This is a genomic window from Aeromonas sp. R10-2, from assembly GCF_040908445.1.
Taxonomy (GTDB): Bacteria; Pseudomonadota; Gammaproteobacteria; order Enterobacterales; family Aeromonadaceae; genus Aeromonas; species Aeromonas veronii.
The window spans coordinates 1-21,025 of the sequence record NZ_JBFODS010000056.1; the positions used below are offsets into that span (position 1 = coordinate 1).

Annotated in this window: 18 protein-coding genes and 3 tRNA genes; 11 read left to right on the forward strand and 10 right to left on the reverse strand. The window is 60.3% G+C overall.

Annotated elements, in window-relative coordinates:
- Positions 1–4: 4 nt before the first annotated feature.
- The 3 genes from AB5Y97_RS11710 (at position 5) to AB5Y97_RS11720 (ending at position 287) form a co-directional block, all read left to right on the forward strand.
- Positions 5–79 (forward strand) — tRNA-Gln (locus tag AB5Y97_RS11710).
- Between the two features lie 39 nt (positions 80–118).
- Positions 119–195: transfer RNA gene (locus AB5Y97_RS11715), tRNA-Met, on the forward strand.
- A gap of 8 nt (positions 196–203) precedes the next feature.
- Positions 204–287: transfer RNA gene (locus tag AB5Y97_RS11720), tRNA-Leu, on the forward strand.
- 218 nt (positions 288–505) lie between these two features.
- Here the strand turns inward: AB5Y97_RS11720 and AB5Y97_RS11725 are convergent.
- The gene (locus AB5Y97_RS11725) at positions 506–2,338 is read right to left on the reverse strand and encodes an SLC13 family permease (RefSeq protein WP_201946235.1); all 1,833 of its coding nucleotides are present in this window, start codon (positions 2,336–2,338) and stop codon (positions 506–508) included.
- A 263-nt stretch (positions 2,339–2,601) separates the two neighbouring features.
- Between AB5Y97_RS11725 and pnuC the strand changes: the two genes are divergently transcribed.
- The 7 genes from pnuC to nifJ all read left to right on the forward strand — a co-directional run bounded on the left by pnuC (position 2,602) and on the right by nifJ (position 11,103).
- Positions 2,602–3,318 (forward strand): nicotinamide riboside transporter PnuC, encoded by a 717-nt coding sequence (gene pnuC, locus AB5Y97_RS11730; RefSeq protein ID WP_368157998.1) that lies wholly within the window; start codon positions 2,602–2,604, stop codon positions 3,316–3,318.
- Positions 3,319–3,321: 3 nt separating this feature from the next.
- Positions 3,322–4,047 (forward strand): nucleoside phosphorylase, encoded by a 726-nt coding sequence (locus tag AB5Y97_RS11735; RefSeq protein WP_075114193.1) that lies wholly within the window; start codon positions 3,322–3,324, stop codon positions 4,045–4,047.
- Positions 4,048–4,152: 105 nt separating this feature from the next.
- Positions 4,153–4,824, forward strand: a complete 672-nt coding sequence (locus tag AB5Y97_RS11740; protein WP_234663245.1) for a Crp/Fnr family transcriptional regulator — start codon at positions 4,153–4,155, stop codon at positions 4,822–4,824.
- Positions 4,825–4,866: 42 nt separating this feature from the next.
- The gene (yqfB, locus tag AB5Y97_RS11745) at positions 4,867–5,190 is read left to right on the forward strand and encodes a N(4)-acetylcytidine aminohydrolase (protein ID WP_201972938.1); all 324 of its coding nucleotides are present in this window, start codon (positions 4,867–4,869) and stop codon (positions 5,188–5,190) included.
- 67 nt (positions 5,191–5,257) lie between these two features.
- Positions 5,258–5,659 carry a DUF1622 domain-containing protein gene (locus AB5Y97_RS11750; RefSeq protein WP_047437940.1) on the forward strand — a complete coding sequence of 134 codons (402 nt, stop codon included), beginning with the start codon at positions 5,258–5,260 and terminating at the stop codon, positions 5,657–5,659.
- A gap of 199 nt (positions 5,660–5,858) precedes the next feature.
- Positions 5,859–7,328, forward strand: coding sequence for an alpha-glucosidase (locus tag AB5Y97_RS11755; RefSeq protein ID WP_368158000.1), 1,470 nt, complete (start codon positions 5,859–5,861; stop codon positions 7,326–7,328).
- Positions 7,329–7,557: 229 nt separating this feature from the next.
- Entirely contained in the window at positions 7,558–11,103 is a 3,546-nt protein-coding gene (nifJ, locus tag AB5Y97_RS11760; RefSeq protein ID WP_368158002.1) for a pyruvate:ferredoxin (flavodoxin) oxidoreductase, read from the forward strand.
- Between the two features lie 111 nt (positions 11,104–11,214).
- Here the strand turns inward: nifJ and AB5Y97_RS11765 are convergent, their stop codons facing one another.
- Positions 11,215–12,591 carry an MDR family MFS transporter gene (locus AB5Y97_RS11765; protein WP_201946249.1) on the reverse strand — a complete coding sequence of 459 codons (1,377 nt, stop codon included), beginning with the start codon at positions 12,589–12,591 and terminating at the stop codon, positions 11,215–11,217.
- A 173-nt stretch (positions 12,592–12,764) separates the two neighbouring features.
- Between AB5Y97_RS11765 and AB5Y97_RS11770 the strand changes: the two genes are divergently transcribed.
- A complete protein-coding gene (locus tag AB5Y97_RS11770) occupies positions 12,765–13,367 on the forward strand; it encodes an HAD family phosphatase (RefSeq protein ID WP_201946251.1) in 603 nt (200 codons plus the stop codon).
- 84 nt (positions 13,368–13,451) lie between these two features.
- Here AB5Y97_RS11770 and AB5Y97_RS11775 read toward each other — a convergent pair whose 3' ends face one another.
- From AB5Y97_RS11775 to trpS, 8 genes are all read right to left on the reverse strand, one after another.
- Positions 13,452–13,712, reverse strand: coding sequence for a hypothetical protein (locus tag AB5Y97_RS11775; protein WP_139410741.1), 261 nt, complete (start codon positions 13,710–13,712; stop codon positions 13,452–13,454).
- A gap of 234 nt (positions 13,713–13,946) precedes the next feature.
- Positions 13,947–14,744, reverse strand: a complete 798-nt coding sequence (locus AB5Y97_RS11780; RefSeq protein WP_040066908.1) for a DUF1338 domain-containing protein — start codon at positions 14,742–14,744, stop codon at positions 13,947–13,949.
- Positions 14,745–14,935: 191 nt separating this feature from the next.
- Positions 14,936–16,405 carry a succinylglutamate-semialdehyde dehydrogenase gene (gene astD, locus AB5Y97_RS11785; RefSeq protein WP_368158005.1) on the reverse strand — a complete coding sequence of 490 codons (1,470 nt, stop codon included), beginning with the start codon at positions 16,403–16,405 and terminating at the stop codon, positions 14,936–14,938.
- Between the two features lie 72 nt (positions 16,406–16,477).
- Complete coding sequence (astA, locus tag AB5Y97_RS11790; protein ID WP_005334994.1) at positions 16,478–17,497, reverse strand: arginine N-succinyltransferase; 1,020 nt, start codon at positions 17,495–17,497, stop codon at positions 16,478–16,480.
- A gap of 76 nt (positions 17,498–17,573) precedes the next feature.
- Positions 17,574–18,791 (reverse strand): aspartate aminotransferase family protein, encoded by a 1,218-nt coding sequence (locus tag AB5Y97_RS11795; protein WP_058055649.1) that lies wholly within the window; start codon positions 18,789–18,791, stop codon positions 17,574–17,576.
- A 276-nt stretch (positions 18,792–19,067) separates the two neighbouring features.
- The gene (locus AB5Y97_RS11800; RefSeq protein WP_005353985.1) at positions 19,068–19,649 is read right to left on the reverse strand and encodes an aminodeoxychorismate synthase component II; all 582 of its coding nucleotides are present in this window, start codon (positions 19,647–19,649) and stop codon (positions 19,068–19,070) included.
- A gap of 21 nt (positions 19,650–19,670) precedes the next feature.
- Complete coding sequence (locus AB5Y97_RS11805) at positions 19,671–19,886, reverse strand: hypothetical protein (protein ID WP_005334997.1); 216 nt, start codon at positions 19,884–19,886, stop codon at positions 19,671–19,673.
- Between the two features lie 118 nt (positions 19,887–20,004).
- A complete protein-coding gene (gene trpS / locus AB5Y97_RS11810; protein ID WP_005362251.1) occupies positions 20,005–21,009 on the reverse strand; it encodes a tryptophan--tRNA ligase in 1,005 nt (334 codons plus the stop codon).
- Positions 21,010–21,025: the final 16 nt, after the last annotated feature.

The window sequence follows — 21,025 nt, forward strand, 5'->3', positions numbered from 1 at the left end:
CTGTTGGGGTATCGCCAAGCGGTAAGGCAGCGGGTTTTGATCTCGCCATCCCTAGGTTCGAATCCTAGTACCCCAGCCATTTTTCTGTTCTCTTCCACATCAGTGGTCGATAACAAACGGCTATGTAGCTCAGTTGGTTAGAGCATCGCACTCATAATGCGGGGGTCACAGGTTCGAATCCCGTCATAGCCACCATTAATATTGCGGAAGTGGCGAAATTGGTAGACGCACCAGATTTAGGTTCTGGCGCCCTAGGCGTGAGAGTTCGAGTCTCTCCTTCCGCACCATTAATAGCAGTACCAAACAGACCAGCTCACGCTGGTTTTTTTGTATCTGGAATTTGCCTCTCCCCAGTTTTTCTCTCGCGCCTCTATTAACCCATCTCCACGTTAATTCCCGTCCATATCACTCTTCACTGATTCCGAGCACGCCTTGCCACTCTTGTCTCCCGGCCATAAAAAAGCGGCCCGCAGGCCGCTGGTGCACACATTCATCATCCTGGTTATCAGAACGGGAAGAACCAGGGGATCGCTACCACGCTCACCGCCATCACCAACAGGGTGAATGGCACCCCGATACGGATAAAATCGGCAAACTTGTATTTGCCCGGCCCCAGTACCAGGGTATTCACCGGTGACGAGACCGGCGTCATAAAAGCGGCCGAGGCGGCAATGGAAATGGTCATGGCAAACGGATAGGGCGATACCCCCATCTGCTGGGCAGTGCCCAGCGCAATAGGTGCCATCAGTACCGCGGTGGCGGTGTTGGAGATAAAGAGCCCGATCACCGCGCAGAGGGCAAACAGGCTGGCCAGCATTACCCTTGGCCCCATCTCCCCTACCGCATTGATCAGACCACCGACGATCAGATCCACCCCGCCGGTTTTTTGCAGCGCCAGCGCAAAGGGGAGCATACCGACGATGAGGATCAGGGTCGGCCAGTGGATCGACTTGTAGGCACTTTCCATATCGATGCAGCGAAACTTGCCCATCAGCAGACAGGCGATCAGCGCGGCAATCACGTTGGGCACAGGATCGGTCACCATCAGCAGGATCATCACTCCAAGACAGAAGAGGGCATGAATGGCCTGGCTGCGGGCGGGGGCCATCTCGTCCACTTCGGCGGGCAGCCCCATCAGCAGAAAGTCGCGGCTATGGGTCTGCAACTGTCTGATGTAGCTCCAATTCCCTACCACCAGCAGGGTGTCCCCCATCTGCAGCGGCTCATCCACCAGCTTGCCTGCCAGTGCCTCACCGTCGCGGCGCAGCCCCACCACGCTCAGGCCATAGCTGGAGCGGAAGGTCACCTCACGCACGCTTTTACCCAGCAGCTTGGACTCGGGGATCAGCGACACCTCGGCCATCCCCACCTCCCGCGCCTGATCGGAGAAATACTCCCCGCGCAGGATCATGGGTTCGAGCCGCGCCTCGGTGCAAAACGCCCGCACATCCACCTCGGGGTCTGACATGTCGATCAGCAGCACATCCTTGGCCTGGAACTCACTGATCCCCGACACCGGCACCATCACCCGGCGAAACTTGCGCCAGCGCTCCACCCCGATGACGTGGGCACCATAACGGGCACGCAGTTGCAGCTCGTCCAGGGTGTGACCAATCAGCGGGGAGTCAGGCCGCAGCGCCAAACGACGAGCACGACCGGCCAGTCGGTAGTCTCGGATCAGATCGCGCAGGGTGCGGCGCCCGGTCGGCTTACCTTTGCCCTCTTCCCCTTCGCCCACCAGGGAGCCGCGCACCAGCAGCATGTAGAGGATGCCCAGCCCCAGGATCAGCACGCCCATGGGGGTGAAATCGAAGAAGCCGAAGCCGTGAATGCCGTGGCGCATCAGCTCGCTGTTAACCACCATGTTGGGGGGCGTGGCCACCAGCGTCATCATGCCGCTGATCAGCCCGGCAAAACCGAGGGGCATCATCAGGCGACCGGCCGGGATCCCCATCCGGTTCGCCACACTCAGCACCACCGGGATAAAGATGGCCACCACCCCGGTGCTGCTCATCACAGCTCCCAGACTCGCCACCGCCACCATCAGCAGCACCAGCAGCTTGGTCTCGCTGCTGCCCGCCACCTTCACCAACGCATCCCCCACCTGATAAGCGATGCCGGTGCGCACCAACCCCTCCCCGACCACAAACAGGGCTGCTATCAGAATGACGTTGGGATCGCTAAAGCCCGCCAGCGCCTCCGGCAGGGTGAGGGTGCCGCTCAGCACAAAGAGGATAATGATCAACAGGGCAACCACGTCCATCCGCACCTTGTTGGTCATAAAGAGATAGATGGCGCCAGCCAGCAGACAGAGCACCCAGACAAGCTCGGAATTCAATACAACCTCCTTTTATCACGTGATTCTCCTCCCGGAGAGTGGACTCTATCAGACCACAGCCACGGCGCTATCATCTTGCTACATATCAATAAAGTCCGGCCCGCCGGGGCCCCATAACCCATCACTGCTGGAATAACCGGGCAGCAGCGACGATTTCTTTGATATGGGCCAAGCCCGGGGCGGACAAAAGTCCTGCCCCTCCTCCCCCTCACCCCTTAAAATGGCGCCCTCGCATACTAACCCTCATGCCCAAGGATCAGAAAATGAGCATATTCGAGCTGTTCAGCATCAATAACACGCTAGTGACCATACCGCTGGGTGGCGGCTATGCCATGTCATGGATTGAAGCCATCGGCACCCTGTTTGGTCTGGCCTGTATCTGGTTCGCCAGTCAGGAGAAGACCATCAACTACCTGTTTGGTCTGATCAACGTCAGCCTGTTTGCCATCATCTTCTTCCAGATCCAGCTCTACGGGCTGTTGCTGCTGCAGCTGTTCTTCTTCTGCGCCAACGTCTACGGCTGGTACGCCTGGACCCACCCGGCCAACGATCAGGGAGATACCCTGCAGATCCGCTGGCTCAGCAGATCCAAACTGATGGTGACCGCCGCCGTGAGCGTGCTGGCCATCGCCCTGCTGACCCGTTATATCGACCCGGTCTTCGCCACCCTGGCACGCGCCTCGGTCTCCCTGCTCAACCTGTTTGGTGCCAACCTTGCCACCCCCGAGCCCTCCCCCGATGCCTTCCCGTTCTGGGATGCCAGCATGACGGTACTCTCGGTGGTCGCCCAGATCCTGATGACCCGCAAATACGTGGAAAACTGGATCCTCTGGGTCGTCATCAACATCATCAGCATCGGTGTCTATGCCGCGCAGGGCGTCTACGCCATGTCGCTGGAGTACCTAATCCTGCTGTTTATCGCCGCCAACGGCACCCGCCTCTGGGTGATTGCCGCCAAGCGCCAACCACAAGGTCTGTAAGCCATGACGCTATTACCCCATCTCCAGTGCCGCCCCGACCAGATTGCCGAGCGGGTGGTGCTGTGCGGCGATCCGGCCCGGGTCGATCGCATCGCCAGCCAACTTGAAGAGTGTGAGGTGCTGGGGCAAAACCGGGAGTTTCGCCTCATCAACGGCCGCTATCAGGGGCTGCCCATCACGGTCTGCAGCACCGGCATCGGCGGCGCCTCGGCCATCATCGCGCTGGAGGAGCTGGTGCAAGCAGGCGCCCGCTCGCTGATCCGGGTCGGCTCCGCTGGTGCACTGCAACACGACATCGGGCTCGGCGACCTTATCGTGGTGGAGGGGGCGGTACGCAATGAGGGGGCCTCACAGGCCTATCTGCCTGCCGAGTATCCCGCCTGCGCCGATATCTGGCTGCAAGCGGCGCTGCTCAACCATGTGGCGACCGGCAGTCAGCCTTACTGGCATGGGCTGGTGCGTTCCCACGACAGCTTCTATCGGGATGACGAGCAGGAGGTGTGCCGCTACTGGCATGCCCGTGGCGTGCTCGGTGCCGATATGGAGACCGCCACCCTGCTGACCGTGGGGCGCCTGCGCAAGGTGCGGGTCGCCGCCGTGCTCTGCAACGTGGTGCTGTTCGAGCAGGATGTGCAGCAAGGGGTGGCGGATTACGCCAGCGCCGAACAGGCGATGATGACCGGTGAGCAGCAAGCCATCGCGGCCGCCCTCCACGCGCTGGCGCAATAAACCACAAACCGTTAACTGCGGCACATCCGCTACCGTGCGGGCTGGTATCCGGCCCGCACTCTTGCTAGCCTCATGGCCCTCGTCATCCGGTGCGACAGGCAAGTCATGCAGCAACAGCCCTACCCCCTCGGCCGCTTTCACGCCGAACTCCAGCAGCTTGAACCCCGCTTTGCCGCGGCGCTCGAGGCCTGCACCCTGTTTCTGCGCCGCTACCTGCCGGGCGAATTGATCATGCGCCAGGGGGAGCAGAGCGAGCAGCTCTATCTGGTCGAACATGGCCGGGTCTCCCTCAACAGCACGGTGCACTCGGGCCGCAGCTTCCAACTCGGCGAAATAGCCTGCCACAGCCAGATCTTCGGCGAGATGGAGTTCTTCAGCGCCACCCCGGTGCAGTGGAACGTGGTGGCCGAGACCGAGCTCGATGCCCGGGTCATCTGTGCCCACAAGCTGGCCCAGCGGCTACTGGCTGAGCCGGATCTGACCCTGTTCTTTGCCGCCGCGCTTGCCAGCGACTATCTCGATACACTGGAGATCACCACCAGCCGCCTGCTCCACCCCATCGCCTACAACATCGCCTATGAGCTGTGGCGCGAGCGGCAGCGCACTCCGATGCTGGGATCACGCAAGCGGGCCCACGAGGCGGCGCGCTTCGGCACCACCGAGCGGGTCTACCGCCGCGCCCTCAAGGAGCTGATCGAGCAGGGGATTGTCTGCGAAGGGGCCGAGGGGCCCGTCATCGCCGATCTGGCCAGGCTGCGCGCCTATCTCGACCTTTGATTTCCATTCATCCCATTTCGATTCACCCTGTCAGGAGTCACCATGTCTGCCCATTCCTATCCCGAATTCACCTTCTTCAGCCGCTTCGTTGCCGACATTCAGGCGGGCCGCAAGACCATCACCATCCGCGACGAGAGCGAGGCCAACTGGCAGCCCGGCCAGCGGCTGGCGCTGTTCACCAACCCGGAGCACCAGCCCTTTGGCACCATTGAGGTGCTCTCGGTCAAGGCGCTCGCCTTCGATGAACTGAACGACGAGCACGCCCGTCAGGAGAACATGACCCTCCCCGAGCTCAAGCAGGTGATCCGCGATATCTACCCCGATCTGCCGCCGCTCTATGTGATTGAATTCAAACTGATTGCCTGAGCCGGATTTGGCCTTTGCCGAGCGATGTGTTAATAGTGTGCTCTTTTGAATCAGGGAGGTGACCCGAGTGTTTGAGATAGCGAGCCTGAAAGAGGGGATGATGCACGGGGTCGAGCTGTTCCAGCTGCTGCTGGAGATCATCTCCATCGCCTGTGTGGTGATAGGGCTTGGCAAGACCCTCTGGCTGGCGGCAAGAGTGCGGGATCACCAGCCCGGCTTTCCGCGTATTCGCCTCTGTTTCGGCAGTTGGCTCATCTTGGCGCTGGAGTTCCAGCTCGCCGCCGACATCCTGGCCACCACGGTCGCACCAAGCAAGGAGGAGCTGATCCGCCTCGCCATCATCGCGGTGATCCGCACCTTCCTGAACTACTTCCTCGGCAAGGAGCTGGAAGCACAAGCGGAGCGCCAACAAGAGAAGGCAGAACGCCAGCAGGAGCAGCGCAGCGAGCAGGCAAAGGCTGCTCAATAACCAGTATTCTTGCATAGCATCAACGCTAAGTGCCGTGCCATCCCGACCACAGCCGTGGCCCGGGATGGCACCTTTGTGACCCTTCCCGCACTTTTGGCAATCAGCCAACAATGGAACCCTTTTCAAGGTTTCCCCTGCCCTGTCGAGGGCCCATTCATCTGCGTAAGATGGAAAGCCTCCTCCCCAACCGGCCAAGCTGATGAACCCGCAACCCCTCCACTCCCCCGAGATCGACCTCGATAGCTGTGTCATCTACCAGATCTACCCCATGAGCTTTCAGGACAGCGATGGCGACGGAATGGGCGACATCAACGGCATTCGTCAGCGCCTCGGTTATCTGGCCACCCTCGGGGTCGATATGCTCTGGCTCACCCCCATCTATCGCTCCCCCAAGCGGGACAACGGCTATGACGTGGCGGACTACCGTGCCATCGACCCCGCCTTCGGCACTCTGACCGAGATGGAGCAGCTGATAGCCGAAGCGGCCGCTCACGGCATCGGCATCATGATGGATATCGTCGCCAACCACACCTCCACCGAGCACGAGTGGTTTATGAAGGCACTGGCCGGCGACTCGCGCTATCAGGAGTACTACGTATTTCGCGATCAAGCCTTTGTCGATGCTCACCCCATTACCTCGATTTTTGGCGGTAGCGGCTGGCAGTATGTGCCAGCGCTTGATCGCTACTACCTGCACAACTTCGACGCGAGTCAGGCCGATCTGGACTGGGACAACCCGGCGGTGCGCACCGAGATGGCAGCGGTGATCAACTTCTGGCTGGGCAAAGGGATCAAAGGATTTCGCTTCGATGTGATCGACATGGTGAGCAAGGAGTGGGACCGGCTTGCCATGAGCAATGGCCCGCGCCTGCACGACTATATCCGCGAGCTCAATACCGCGAGCTTCGGCGGCAAGGGGATCATCACGGTGGGGGAGACCTGGGGGGCCGATCTCGCCCATATGCAGAACTATTCGAACCCGGATGGCAGCGAGTTCAGCATGGTGTTCAACTTCGAGCATCTGGGGCTGGGCAGTGACAAGTGGTCATCCCACTTTGATCCCCTCGCCTTCAAGCGAGCCATGGCCCGCCACCAGCAGGGGCTGCATGGCCGGGGTTGGAACAGCCTGTTTCTCGGCAACCACGACCTGCCTCGCGCCGTCTCCCGCTTTGGCGATGACAGGCCAAAGTGGCGGGAAACCAGCGCCAGGCTGTGGGCCATGGTGCTGCACCTGATGCAGGGCACCCCCTTCATCTATCAGGGGGAGGAGCTCGCCATGACCAACCGCCACTGGCAGCCGGGCGAGCTGCGCGATGTGGAGGCCATCAACTACCGCGACAGCCAGTCAGGGCTGGATCCTGCCGAGCTGAGTCGGCGGCTCATCGCCCTGCGCAAGGCTCACCCTGTCGTTCGCCACGGCAATTTCGAGCTGCTGGATGGGGATGATCCCGAGCGCATCAGCTATCGCCGCCACTGGCAGGATCCGGCCAGCACAGAGCGGCACACCCTGCTGCTGCTCGCCAATCTCACTGCGAACCCCTTGCCGATGCCCCACTTCGACAAGGTGACAGACAAGATGCGGTTGCTGCTGGCCAATTACCCAAACGAACCGCTGCCACTCTTCGCCCCTTATCAGTGCGCCATCTGGCTGCGAGTGGATCAGGGTTAACCCCGTGTTGACAGGCCATAGCAATGGCCCGTCAATCGCCACCCCACCGGCTAATAGCAGAAAATCACGTCCCCACGCAACGGGATTAAATTAACCACTATTACTGACTTATTAATTGATTATTTATCCCGTTTGATACGCTCTTATTGCCCCTCTTACTATGCCTGCGACCTATCCATTGCCGATGCAACTATCGGCCTTCAAACTGGCATAGCAAAGTGGAAAACAGATGATCACCACAGACGGGAATAACGCAGTCGCCTCGGTGGCGTACCGCACCAGCGAAGTCATCGCCATCTACCCCATCACCCCCAGCTCGGCCATGGCTGAACAGTCGTCGGCCTGGTCGAGTGAGCGGGGCAAGAACCTGTGGGGGGATGTCCCCCGGGTTGTCGAGATGCAGTCGGAAGGGGGCGCCATTGCCGCCGTCCACGGCGCCCTGCAGACCGGCGCGCTGGCAACCTCGTTTACCTCATCGCAGGGGTTGCTGCTGATGATCCCCAACCTCTACAAGCTGGCGGGTCAGCTCATCCCCTTCGTGCTGCATGTGGCGGCGCGCACCGTGGCGACCCATGCGCTATCGATCTTTGGCGATCACTCGGACGTGATGGCGGTGCGCCAGACCGGCTGCGCCATGCTCTGTGCCAGCAATGTGCAGGAGGCGCAGGATTTCGCCCTGATCTCCCAGATAGCGAGCCTCAACAGCCGCCTCTCCTTTATCCACTTCTTCGACGGCTTTCGTACCTCTCACGAGATCGCCAAGATAGCGCCGCTCGCTGACGACACCCTGCGCGCCCTGCTGCCCGCAGATGCCATCAGTGCCCATCGTGACCGGGCGCTCACCCCCGACAAACCGGTCATTCGCGGCACTGCCGCCAACCCGGACACCTACTTCCAGTGCCGGGAGGCGAGCAACCCCTGGTATGACGCTGCCTATGGCCATGTGAGCGAGGCGATGCAGGCTTTTGGCGAGCAGACCGGCCGCCACTACCGGCCGTTTGAATATGTCGGCCACCCGCAGGCGGAGCGGATTGTGGTGCTGATGGGCTCGGCCATCGGCACCTGTGAGGAAGTCATCGAGCACCTGCAGGCCCAAGGGGATAAGGTGGGGCTGGTGAAGGTGCGGCTGTTCCGTCCCTTCTCGCCCAAGCACCTGCTGGCGGCGATTCCCGAGAGTGCCCGCACCATCGCCGTGCTGGATCGCACCAAGGAGCCGGGCGCACAGGCCGAGCCCCTCTATCTCGATGTGATGACGGCGCTGGCCGAAGCGGTCAGCCGGGGCGAGCGGGCAAGCCTGCCGCGGGTCATCGGCGGTCGCTATGGCCTCTCCTCCAAAGAGTTCGGCCCCGCCTGCGCGCTGGCGGTGTTTGCCGAACTGGCGCAGGAGAACCCGCGTCCGCGCTTTACCGTCGGTATATTCGATGACATCACAGGTCTCTCGCTACCGCTGGCCGCGCTGGACACCTCAAGCCCCATTCACAGCCAGCAACACAAGCTGGAGGCGCTCTTCTACGGCCTTGGCAGCGACGGCACCGTCTCGGCGGCCAAGAACAGCATCAAGATCCTCGGCAACCACACCGACCTCTATCCGCAGGGCTATTTCGTCTACGACTCCAAGAAGGCGGGCGGCCTCACCGTCTCTCACCTGCGAGTGGGCGAGCGGCCGCTGCAATCGGCCTATCTGGTGGAAGAGGCGGACTTTATCGGCTGCCATCAGTGGCAGTTTGTCGACAAGTACCGGATGGCGGAGCGCTTGAAAACGGGTGGCATCTTCCTGCTTAACACCCCCTACAGCGAAGCGGAGATCTGGCAACGTCTCCCCAGCGAGGTACAGCACGCCCTGCGCGAGAAAGAGGCGCGCTTCTACATCATCAACGCCGCCAAAATTGCCCGCGACTGCCAGCTCGGCAACCGCATCAATACCGTCATGCAGATGGCCTTCTTCCAGCTCAGCGCCATCATTCCCTCCGCAGAAGCGACCAGCCTGCTGAAACAGGCCATCGCCACCAGCTATGGTAGCAAGGGACAAGCGCTGGTCGAACGCAACTGGCAGGCACTGGAGGCAACCTGCGCAGCCCTGACCCGGGTGCAACTTGGCGAGCTGGATCCCGCCAGCCGCCCCCGCCCGCCGGTGGTTTCGGCCAAGGCCCCCGATTTTGTCCAGACCGTCACCGCCGCCATGCTGGCGGGACTGGGTGACAGCCTGCCGGTCTCCGCCTTCCCGCCGGATGGCACCTGGCCGGTCGGCACCACCCGCTGGGAGAAGCGCAATATCGCCAAGGAGATCCCCATCTGGGAGGCGGAGCTCTGCACCCAGTGCAACTACTGCGTCGCCGCCTGTCCCCACTCGGCCATTCGCGCCAAGGTGGTAGAACCCGATGCACTGGCCGCTGCTCCCGCTACCCTGGATGCGCTGGATGTGAAATCCCGTGACATGCGCGGCCAGCAGTACGTGCTGCAGGTGGCGCCGGAGGATTGCACCGGCTGCAATCTCTGCGTTGAGGTGTGCCCGGCCAAGGATCGCAGCAACCCGGATCGCAAGGCGATCAATATGACTTCACGGCTCGATCACCTCGACGAGCAGAAGGCCAACTACGACTTCTTCCTCGACCTGCCGGAGCGTAGCGCCGAGCAGCTGGAGCGCATCGACATCCGCACCTCCCAGCTCATCTCGCCGCTGTTTGAATACTCGGGCGCCTGCTCCGGCTGTGGCGAGACTCCCTATATCAAGTTGCTGACCCAGCTCTATGGCGATCGGCTGCTGATTGCCAACGCCACCGGCTGCTCGTCCATTTATGGCGGCAACCTGCCTACTACCCCTTACACCACCAACGCCGACGGGCGCGGGCCGGCCTGGGCCAACTCGCTGTTTGAAGACAACGCCGAGTTCGGACTGGGCTTCCGCCTCACCGTCGATCAGCACAGGGAGCGGGTGCGCCGTCTGCTGGCGAGCCTGGGCGACACCATCCCGGCAGCGCTGCGCGAGGCGCTCGGCGATGCCAACCAGCCAGTTTCCGAGCAGCGGGCCCATATCCAGCAGTTGCGAGCGCTGCTTCAAGAGAGCAAGGCCCCGGAAGCCCTTGAACTGGCTCGCGATGCGGACTATCTTGTGGAAAAATCGATCTGGCTCATCGGCGGCGATGGCTGGGCCTACGACATCGGCTTTGGTGGACTCGACCATGTGCTGAGTCTGGGGGAGAACATCAATGTGCTGGTGCTCGATACCCAGTGCTACTCCAACACCGGCGGCCAGCAGTCGAAGGCGACGCCACTCGGTGCCATTACCAAGTTTGGCGAGCAGGGCAAACGCAAGGGGCGCAAGGATCTCGGGGCCAGCGTGATGATGTATGGCCACGTCTATGTGGCGCAGATCTCCCTCGGCGCCCAGATGAACCAGACGGTAAAAGCGATTCAGGAGGCGGAAGCCTATCCGGGGCCGTCGCTCATCATCGCCTACAGCCCCTGCGAGGAGCATGGTTACGACATGGCCGAGAGCCATGAGCAGATGAAACAGCTGACCGCCACCGGCTTCTGGCCGCTCTACCGCTTCGATCCGCGCCGCACTGACGAGGGTAAATTGCCGCTGGCGCTCGACTCGCGGGCCCCCAATGCCTCGCTGGCCGAGACCTTGCGCCACGAGCCCCGCTTCCAGCGGTTGGAGCGCCAGCTGCCGGAGGTGGCCAGCCAGCTCTATGAAGAAGCGGAGCAAGAGGCCAATCGCCGCTTCGCCTGGTTGAGTCAACTTGCAGGCAAGGAGAGTCCGGCGCAGGAGTAAGCCACGTATGGCTTGATGACAACAGCCAGGCTATTCGCCAAATAACAATCAGGGCTCCCCGCGGGGAGCCCTGATGCTAGCTATGGTGAGCCAATATCGGCGCAGGCCAAATCAGGCGCTGATGGAGGCCAGCTCGTGGCGCTTCAACGCCAGCAATGTGATGAGCAGCGCCAGTGTGGCGATCAGCGCCATGCCGATATAGGTTGCGCTGAAGCCCGGGGCCAGCAGATCGGGGGCGAGCCGACTCAGATCGCCATCGCTGCCGGCTGGCAGGCGGAAATGAAACAGCATGGAGCAGATGGCCACGCCGACGGCACCGCCAAGCTCCCGCCCGAAGTTGAACAGCGACATGCCGATGCCGCGGTCCTGCCGCGGCAAGGCATTCTGTACCACCACCGAGAGGGCCGGCAGCACCAGACCGAGACCAATACCGGCAAACCCGAGCGCCAGTCTGACCCAGGCATCGAAGTGGATCTGCCACAGAGCCACTGCCGCGAGGCCAAAGCCCACCGCAACAAAGCTCTTGTAGTGACCGGTACGGCCAATCAGCTTGCCACCGACAAAGGCCCCGGCGGTAATGCAGATCATGAAGATCACCATGCTCATCCCGCTCTCGCTGGCACTCATCCCCTTCTGCCACTGCATCTGCAACGGCAGATAGACCAGCACGGCAAACATCAGCAACTGGGAGAGCATCACCAGCAGCACGCTCACCAGATAGCCGGGCAATCGGGCCAGATGGGCAGGCAATATGGGGTCGTGAGCACGCCGCTCAATCAGAATGAGCAGCAGCAACGCGACGCCCAGCGCCGCCGAGAGCCAGACTGCAGGCAGCGCCGCCTCCGGCGAGAGCAGCAACAGGGTGAGCGTGGTGACAGTAATCAGCAGACCCGCCCCCTTCCAGTCGAAGCGACTGTGACGACGCACGTTGAGCTGCTTGAGGTTGCGGTTGATGAGAAAGACCGCCAGCGCCCCGAGCGGCAGATTGATCCAGAAGATCCAGCGCCAGCTGAGCTGCTCGGTGAAATAGCCGCCAAGCAAGGGGCCAGCGATACTGGAGACTGCATAGACCGCCGAGATGTAGCCCTGATATTTGCCCACCTCCCGCGGTGGAATGGTGTCGGCAATCACGGTAAACGCGAGGGCAATCAGGCCGCCGCCCCCCAGCCCTTGCAGCACCCGCGCTGCCAGCAAGGTCGGCAGATCCTGGGAGAGAGCACAGGCCACCGAGCCCGCCAGAAAAAGGCCGATACCGATATTGAGCATCCGCACCCGGCCAAAGAGATCGCTCAGCTTGCCATAAAGGGGCAGCACGGCGGTGGCGGCCAGCAGGTAGGCGGTGACCACCCAGGTGAGGGCGGCCCCAGCGTGCAGCTCGGCGCCAATCATGGGCAGAGGGGTGGTGACTATGCTCTTTTCCAGTGAACCGAGCGCGATCACCAGCGCCACACTGGAGAAAATGGTTTTGGGGGATATTTTCGAGGTCATAAGCGGACTCGCAGATCTGATATGCCAAAGTATCCGGCAATGAACGGATTATTGTCTCACAAATCAGCAAGAGATAGAAAAAACGGCGGCCACAATCTGCCCAACCATGAGGCCGATCCCACAAAGTGCCGACCGTTTCTGCTAGCCTGCTCTATTTGATTCGAGGAGCCCCCATGAGCGAGCGTGAGCAGTACGGGTTTGATCACTACGATGCCCTGATTTTCGATATGGATGGCACTTTGGTAGATTCCATGCCCCTCCATCTGGATGCCTGGGAGCTCACCTGCGCCGAGTTCGGCATCCCCTTCGAGCGGGATCAGCTCTATCAGTACGGCGGCATTCCCACCCGCAAGATCATCGCCATGCTGGCCGAGCAGCAGGGGCTGACGGTGGATGTCGAGGCTTTTACCCGTCGCAAGATTGCCCTCTATATGGAACATATCGACAAGGTCAGCGTCTTTCCCAAGATGTGGGAGCTGGTCAGGCACTATCACGGCAAGGTCAAGATGGGGATTGGCACCGGCTCACCGCGCAATCAGGCGGACTCCATCCTCAAAAGCACCGGGCTCGATGCCTATATCTCGGTGGTGGTGAGCGCCGATGATGTCACCAACCACAAGCCGCATCCCGACACCTTCTTGCAGGTGGCCGAACTGCTCGGCGCCAATCCCGCCAACAGTCTGGTGTTTGAAGACACCCGGATCGGGCTTGAGGCTGGCAAGGCGGCAGGAATGGATACCGTGCTGGTTATCGAAGGTGACCTGCACCAGCGGTAAAGTACTCAGGGCAAGCAGGCAAACCGATAAAATGGTGTCACGACAGTGGCACCATTTTTTATTCACGTGAGCATAGCGGCAGCGTCAGTGCCCGGACAGAGTTGCGATCACCGCCGGAATGGTGGCAACCGTCAGACAAAGGGCGTTGGCCTGCGCCTCATCCTGTAGTGCCTGATGAGTGCGAAGCAGCTCAAGAGCTTCGGCCGGGGTATCTGCAAAGGTGGGGGCGGCGATGGCGGCAAATCCCTGTTCGACCAGTTGACGACGCTCATCGCTATAGCTGGGTGCATTGGCATCTAGATAGGTAAGCGCCTGACCCTGCTTGAAAAAGTGATAGTTAGGCATCGATTGGCCCCGCAAAAATAAAGCGCCATTCTACTCCTTTTTGCTCCGCCGCCAGCGTCAATCTGTGACGTATCGAGTGATCTATTTCACATTTTTATCAACAAATCTTTACCGATTGGGCGCCGTCCAAATCCCCTTCCCACGCAGCCTCAGACAACACTCGCCACCGTCACTCGGCGCCAAACAAAACGCCTCCACAGAGGAGGCGTTGCGACTGAAACAGGGTGGTTCCCGTTACATGGCATTCGTCGATTCGAAGATCTTGTCCGCCGAGGCCTCGACAAAGCCCGGATAGAGCACGCCATCGGCCTGCGGATAGCGCAGGGCAAACTCGTAGAAGCAGCTCGGGATGGTACGCACCCCATCGCTGAACGGCACCTCGGCTTTGTCTGCCATGGTGGAGGATTGCTCCAGCATCACCTGCGGGTCCCCCTTCACCTCGCCACCCACGCTGTTGAGCACGAAACCCGCTGCCTTCAGTGCCGCATTGACCTGATGGATGGTGTCGAAATCCTTCAACTTGTTGATATTGATCGTGAAGTGGTTGGCACGATAGCCCCATGCTGCCATCCATGCCGCGTACTCGCTCTCCGCCAACAGGGTCTGATAATCGGCATAGGAGACCTGCCAGGGGGCACCGGTGTAGAGAAATGCCGGTGTATCGGTCAGATGATCGGGCACCTGATCGGCCAGCTTGTGGATGATGGCCTGCGCCGCTGGGGAGAGTTCTTCCACCTTCAGCTCGCTGATAAACACCTTGGGAGCGTCCGGATCCTGATGCTCGAAGTGCTTGGCGTAGAGCTTCTTGGCCTTGAAAACGTACTCGCCCTTCTGCTCGTAACCGAGCGCCAGGAAGTGGGCGGCCAGCTTCTCCAGCCCCAGCTTGGGCAGGTTGTAGGTACGAAACGCCACGTGATCGTTGACGATGGGCTCGCCGCCACCCAACAGGGTGTGCACCTTGAGGGCGCTCGGGGTCACCTTGATGTAGTTGTCCCACAGATGGCTGAACAGGGTGTCGATATCCTTTTGCATCTCTCTTTCCTTTGATTGCGGGTACAGATGGGGGCACCGCTGGATGCCCCGTGTCGTTATTAGAAGCGCAGGCCGGGCGACAGTTAATCCGGCATGGCGGCCTTGCTGTCTTCGACAGAGGCAATCGGGGATATGACACAGTAGTCGGCGGCGTTGAGCCATCTCTGCTGCATTGGCATCCCCGTTTGCTCTTAAAACGTCAAGCCAGGAGACAGCTGCTCCGGCATGGCGGCCTTGCTGTCTTCAACGGAGGCAACCGGGTAAGCACAGTAGTCAGCAGCGTAGTAGGCGCTCGCTCTGTGGTTGCCGGAAGCGCCGATACCACCAAACGGCGCGGCACTGGATGCACCGGTAATGGGCTTGTTCCAGTTGACGATGCCGGCGCGGATCCGCTTGAAGAAGTGATTCCAGTCCGCCTCCTTGTCACCCAGCAGACCGGCCGAGAGACCATAACGGGTAGCATTGCCTTGATCGATGGCGGCATCGAAATCGTCATAGCGAATGAGTTGCAGCAGCGGGCCGAAGTACTCTTCGTCCGGCAGTTCGCTCACTGAGGTCACGTCGATAATGCCCGGGGAGACAAAGCCTGTGTCCGCTTCCAGGTGCTTGAGGGTAAGCAGGCTCTCGCCACCGAGGCGCTGCAGGTTGGCTTGCGCATCGACCATGCCCTGTGCTGCCTTCTCGCTTATCATCGAGCCCATGAAAGGCTGCTCGGCGGCGTCATAGAGGCCGACCTTGATCTGGCCGACCACCTCGATCAGTCGCTTGACCAGCGCATCGCCCCGCTCGCCGCGCTCGACAAACAGGCGGCGGGAGCAGGTGCAGCGCTGACCGGAAGTGATGAACGCCGACTGGATGATGGCATGCACCGCACCGTCGATGTCGCTCACGTCTTTCACGATCAGCGGGTTGTTGCCGCCCATCTCCAGCGCCAAAATTTTTCCCGGCTGACCGGCAAACTGCTGATGGAGGAAATGACCGGTGCGGGAAGAACCAGTAAAGAAGAGGCCGTCGATATCGGGGTTGCCCGCCAGCGCCTTGCCGGTCTCGACCTCCCCTTGCACCAGATTGAGCACTCCCTTGGGCAATCCGGCCTGCTGCCACACCTTGACCATAGCTTCGGCCACCATAGGGGTCAGCTCGGAGGGTTTGAACACCACGGCGTTACCCGCAATCAGTGCCGGGACTATATGACCGTTGGGTAGATGGCCCGGGAAGTTGTAAGGGCCGAACACCGCAACCACACCGTGGGGCTTGTGACGGACAAACGCCTTGGCGCCCGGCATGGCATTTTCAACGGTGCCGGTACGCTCGTCATGGGCACGAATGGAGATGGCAATCTTGCCCTGCATGGCGGCCACTTCGGTGCGGGTCTCCCACAGCGGTTTGCCTGTTTCACGGGCGATGGTCAGGGCCAGCGCCTCTTTCTGCTCGCCAAGCAGGTCGGCATAACAACGCACTATGGCCAGACGATCCTCAAGGCTCATGTCCGCCCAGTGGTAGAAGGCGGCACGGGCGGCCTTGACGGCGGCATCCACCTGCGCCGCACTGGCGGCAGCCCCCTGCCAGATCACCTCGTTCTTGGCCGGATCGGTTGACTCGAACGGCTTGCCTTCACCGGCAAGCCACTGACCGTCGATAAATTGCACTAACTGGCTCATCCATTCACTCCCTGTCGCTGGCAGGCAGCCTCGGCTGCCTGTCTGATAATCGGTTTGCTTGTCCTGTTTGTCTCAGTCGAGGTCGACCACCCGCACCATGTCGCCATCCTGCACCTTGAGTGCCGCCGCCATCTTGGGCGGAATGATGGCTTCGTGCTTGTCGAGATCGACCCGGATATTGCCGTAGCAGGCGCGGTAATGTTCGAAACGGCTGTTGCAGATAAGGTGGGTCTTGCCACCGATGGGCTCGCCCACCAGCACCCGCAGCTTCTTGCTGCGGCGCACGCTGCGGATATTCTTCACGTCGCACTCGACGGTGGGGCCCGCATCGAAAATATCGACGTAGCCACGGTTCACGAAGCCCTCGTCCTGCAGCATCTTGATGGCCGGGCGGGTCTTCTCGTGGGTCTGGCCGATAACGGCCCGCGCCTCTTTGCTCAGCAAATTGACATAGATGGGGTACTTGGGCATCAACTCGGCGATAAAGCGCTTCTTGCCGATGCCGGTCAGATAGTCGACGGTGGGAAAATCCATCGAGAAGAAGTGGGTTTGCAGCCACTCGTAGAAGGGGCTGTGACCGTTGGCATCGGAGACGCCACGCATCTCGGCGAAGACGGTCTCGTCAAACAGCTCGGGGTGCTCGGCCATAAACAGAAAGCGGTGCTTGGAGAGCAGGCGGCCGTTGAGCCCCTCGCGGGCACATTCGCGCAAGAACAGGGTGCAGAGCTCGGAGTTGCCGGTGTAGTCGTTGGAGAGGGTCAGGGTTTCAACGACGTTGTAGATGCCGAGCTTGGGGGAAGAGTGCACCACCTTGCCGATGTGGTAGTTGTAAAACGGCTGGGAGAGGCCAACCGCGGCATCGATGGCACAGGTGCCGACCATCTCGCCGGTCTCCAGATCCTCGGCCACGAAGAAGTAGAGGCAGTCCCCCTTGCCGGCGGGCTTGTCGGAAAAAGTCTGGGTAGAGGCATCAATCTTGCGCTGCAGCAGCTCATCGTTGACGGGCAACGAGGTCATGCCGGTGCCGGACTCGATGGCGCAGGTCTTGAGCCCGGCAAAATCTTTTTGCTCGATGGGACGGATAACCAACATAAATGACAACTCCCTTTCATTGACGACAGGTGGGGTCCCGGCTCCTGCCGGGAGAGCTCCCCACCTCAATTTGGAATCAGGCGTTAACCACCTGGGCAACCGCCTTCTCGAAGCGGGCCAACCCTTCCTTGATGTCCGCTTCCGGGATCACCAGTGAAGGGGCAAAACGAACCACGTTGGTACCAGCCACCAGTGCCATCAGCCCCTGATCGATGGAGGCCAGCAGAAAGTCGCGGGAGCGCCCCTTGTAGGCATCGCTCAGGGCCGCGCCCAGCAGCAGACCCTTGCCGCGGATCTCGCTAAAGCAGTGGTATTTGGCGTTGATTGCTTCAAGACCATCGCGGAACAGCTGTTCACGCTGCTTGATGCCTGCCAGCACCTCCGGAGTATTGATCACGTCGATCACCGCCTCGGCGACCGCACAGGCCAGCGGGTTGCCGCCGTAGGTAGAGCCGTGAGTGCCCACTTTCAGGTAAGAGGCGATTTCGTTGGTGGTCAGCATGGCGCCGATGGGGAAACCGCCCCCCAGCGCCTTGGCGCTGGTGAGGATGTCCGGCGTGACGCCCAGACCCATATAGGCATAGAGATCACCGGTCCGGCCGACGCCGGACTGCACTTCGTCATACACCAGCAGGGCATTGTGTTTGTCACACAGCTCGCGTACCCCTTTGGCAAACTCGTCGGTAGGACGAATGATGCCCCCCTCCCCTTGCAGCGGCTCCATCACCACGGCGCAGGTGTTGTCGGAGATCACCTCGGCCAGCGCCGCCAGATCGTTGTAGGGAACATGGGTAATGTCACCGGGCTTGGGACCGAAGCCATCTGAGTAGGCAGCCTGGCCACCGACGCTGACGGTAAAGAAGGTACGACCGTGGAAGCCCTGATTGAAGGCGATGATCTGGGTCTTCTGCTCGCCAAACTTCTCGATGGCGTAGCGGCGAGCCAGCTTGAGGGCCGCTTCATTTGCCTCGGCGCCGGAGTTGCAGAAGTAGACCTTGTCGGCGAAGGTGGCGGCAACCAGCTTCTTGGCCAGACGCAGGGCCGGCTCGTTGGTCATGACGTTGGAGAGGTGCCACAGCTTCTCGCCCTGGGTTTTCAGGGCCTCGACCAGCTTGGGATGACAGTGACCCAAACCGTTGACGGCGATGCCACCGGCGAAGTCGACATACTCGCGCCCTTCCTGATCCCAGACACGTGACCCTTCACCACGCACCGGGATGATCTTGGCGGGCGCATAGTTGGGAACCATCACTTCATCAAACACTTCACGTGTCACTGCCAACAACTCTGACATATAGCTCTCCTTCGATTCGGCGACAGAATAATCCACCGCCCAAAAGTTAAATCCGTGTAAACGTGACGGGATTATCACAGAAATAAAGTAAAAAGTCTGTAACAAGACGGCCTATAAGGAACAATGTTCGATTGCTCTTGAGATTTTAGGCAACCGCATTGCATAACGACTCAGGGGGGCTTGGCAAGAGATAATTTGGGCAGGAGAGGGGGTGAATAAAGTGTCAGGGAAATTTTTTTTGCCTTCTCTCGAACTTGAGAAGGCGATCACAACTTTTTATGAACGCGCCAGAAAGTTGGCCAGCAACTGATGGCCCTGCTCGCTCAAAATACTCTCCGGATGGAACTGAACACCCTCGACAGGGAGCGTCTTGTGGCGCAGCCCCATGATCTCGTCAAACGAGCCATCGGCATGCTCGCTCCAGGCGGTGATGTCGAAGCAGTCGGGCAGCGTGTCGCGCTCCACCACCAGCGAGTGGTAACGGGTCACCCGCAGCGGGTTGTTGAGCCCCTTGAACACCCCCTCATGGCGATGGCGGATGAGCGAGGTTTTGCCGTGCATTACCTGACGGGCACGCACTACGCGGGCGCCGAAGGCCTGCGCCAGCGACTGATGACCGAGACAGACGCCGAGAATGGGCAGCTTGCCAGCGAAGTGGCTGATGGCGTCGAGAGAGATCCCCGCCTCATTGGGCGTACAGGGACCGGGAGAGATCACCAGAAAACGGGGGGAGAGCTGCGCTATGGCATCGAGCGTCAGTTCATCATTGCGCTTGACCACAACCTCTTGTCCCAGGGCGCCGAAATATTGCACCAGGTTCCAGGTAAAAGAGTCGTAGTTATCGATCAACAACAGCATGAGATAACCAACAGCGGAGAATTAACGATCGAGATAACGACCTTGTTCCATTTCCCGTTCACGCTGACACTCGGCCAGATAGATGGCGGCAGCAACGGCAGGGGTTTTATGGTGCTTGTCGATGGCATTGGAGACCATCAACTGCAGGGTATTGAGGTTTTTCGCCTTGCGAAATTTACGTAGCCAGTGACCTTTGTCACTCAGCTCTTCAGCAGAAATAGTTGGTTGAACAGGCATGCTTTCTCTTGGGGATATTACCCAGGTTGAAATAAAGAAATTAAACAAAATAGCCGGGCAGAAAATAAAGAAAGCCAGGCAAATACCCAGCTCTCTTCTACTACACCTTCCCAGTATGTCAGGCTCGAGGAACGAAGCCGACTACATCATATACGCTGGTCAGGGTTTTTTCAGCTCTTTCGCGCGCCTTTTGTGCGCCTTCTGCCAGAATCGCGATCAGATGGGCCTCATCCTGACGCAACTCGTGGAAACGGGCCTGGATCGGTTCCAGCAGCGCAACCACGGCTTCGGCGGTTTCGGTCTTGAGGTGACCGTACATCTTGCCTTCGAAGTGCTGCTCCAGCTCGGGGATGGAGCGACCCGTCACCCCGGACATCAGGGTCAGCAGGTTGGAGACACCCGGTTTGTTTTCCGGGTCGAAACGCACCACCGCCGGCTCGTCGGAATCGGTCACCGCACGCTTGATCTTCTTGACGATCTGCTTGGGATCTTCCAGCAGGCCGATGAAGTTGGCTTCGTTGTCATCCGACTTGGACATCTTCTTGGTCGGATCCTGCAGACTCATCACCCGCGCCCCTTCGGTCGGAATGAAGGGCTCCGGCATGGTGAATACCTCACCATAGAGGTTGTTGAAACGGGTGCAGATGTCGCGGGTCAGCTCCAGATGCTGCTTCTGGTCGTTGCCGACCGGCACCTGATTAGCCTGATAGAGCAGGATGTCGGCCGCCATCAGCACCGGATAACCGAACAGGCCGACGTTGACGTTGTTCTCGAAACGAGCGGACTTGTCCTTGAACTGGGTCATGCGCGACAACTCACCCATCTGGGTATAGCAGTTGAGGATCCAGCCCAGCTCGGCGTGCTGCGGCACGTGAGACTGGATGAAGACGGTGCTCTTCTTGGGATCGATACCGACCGCCAGATAGAGGGCTGCCGCGTCCAGACAAGCCTTGCGCAGGGCAGCCGGGTCCTGACGAGTGGTGATGGCGTGCAGATCGACGATGCAGTAGAGGCAGTCGAACTCATCCTGCATGTTGACCCACTGACGCAGGGCCCCCATGTAGTTGCCGATGGTCAGTTGACCGGAGGGTTGCGCTCCGCTCAATACGATTGGTTTAGTCATGAGAGTGTTAATCCTT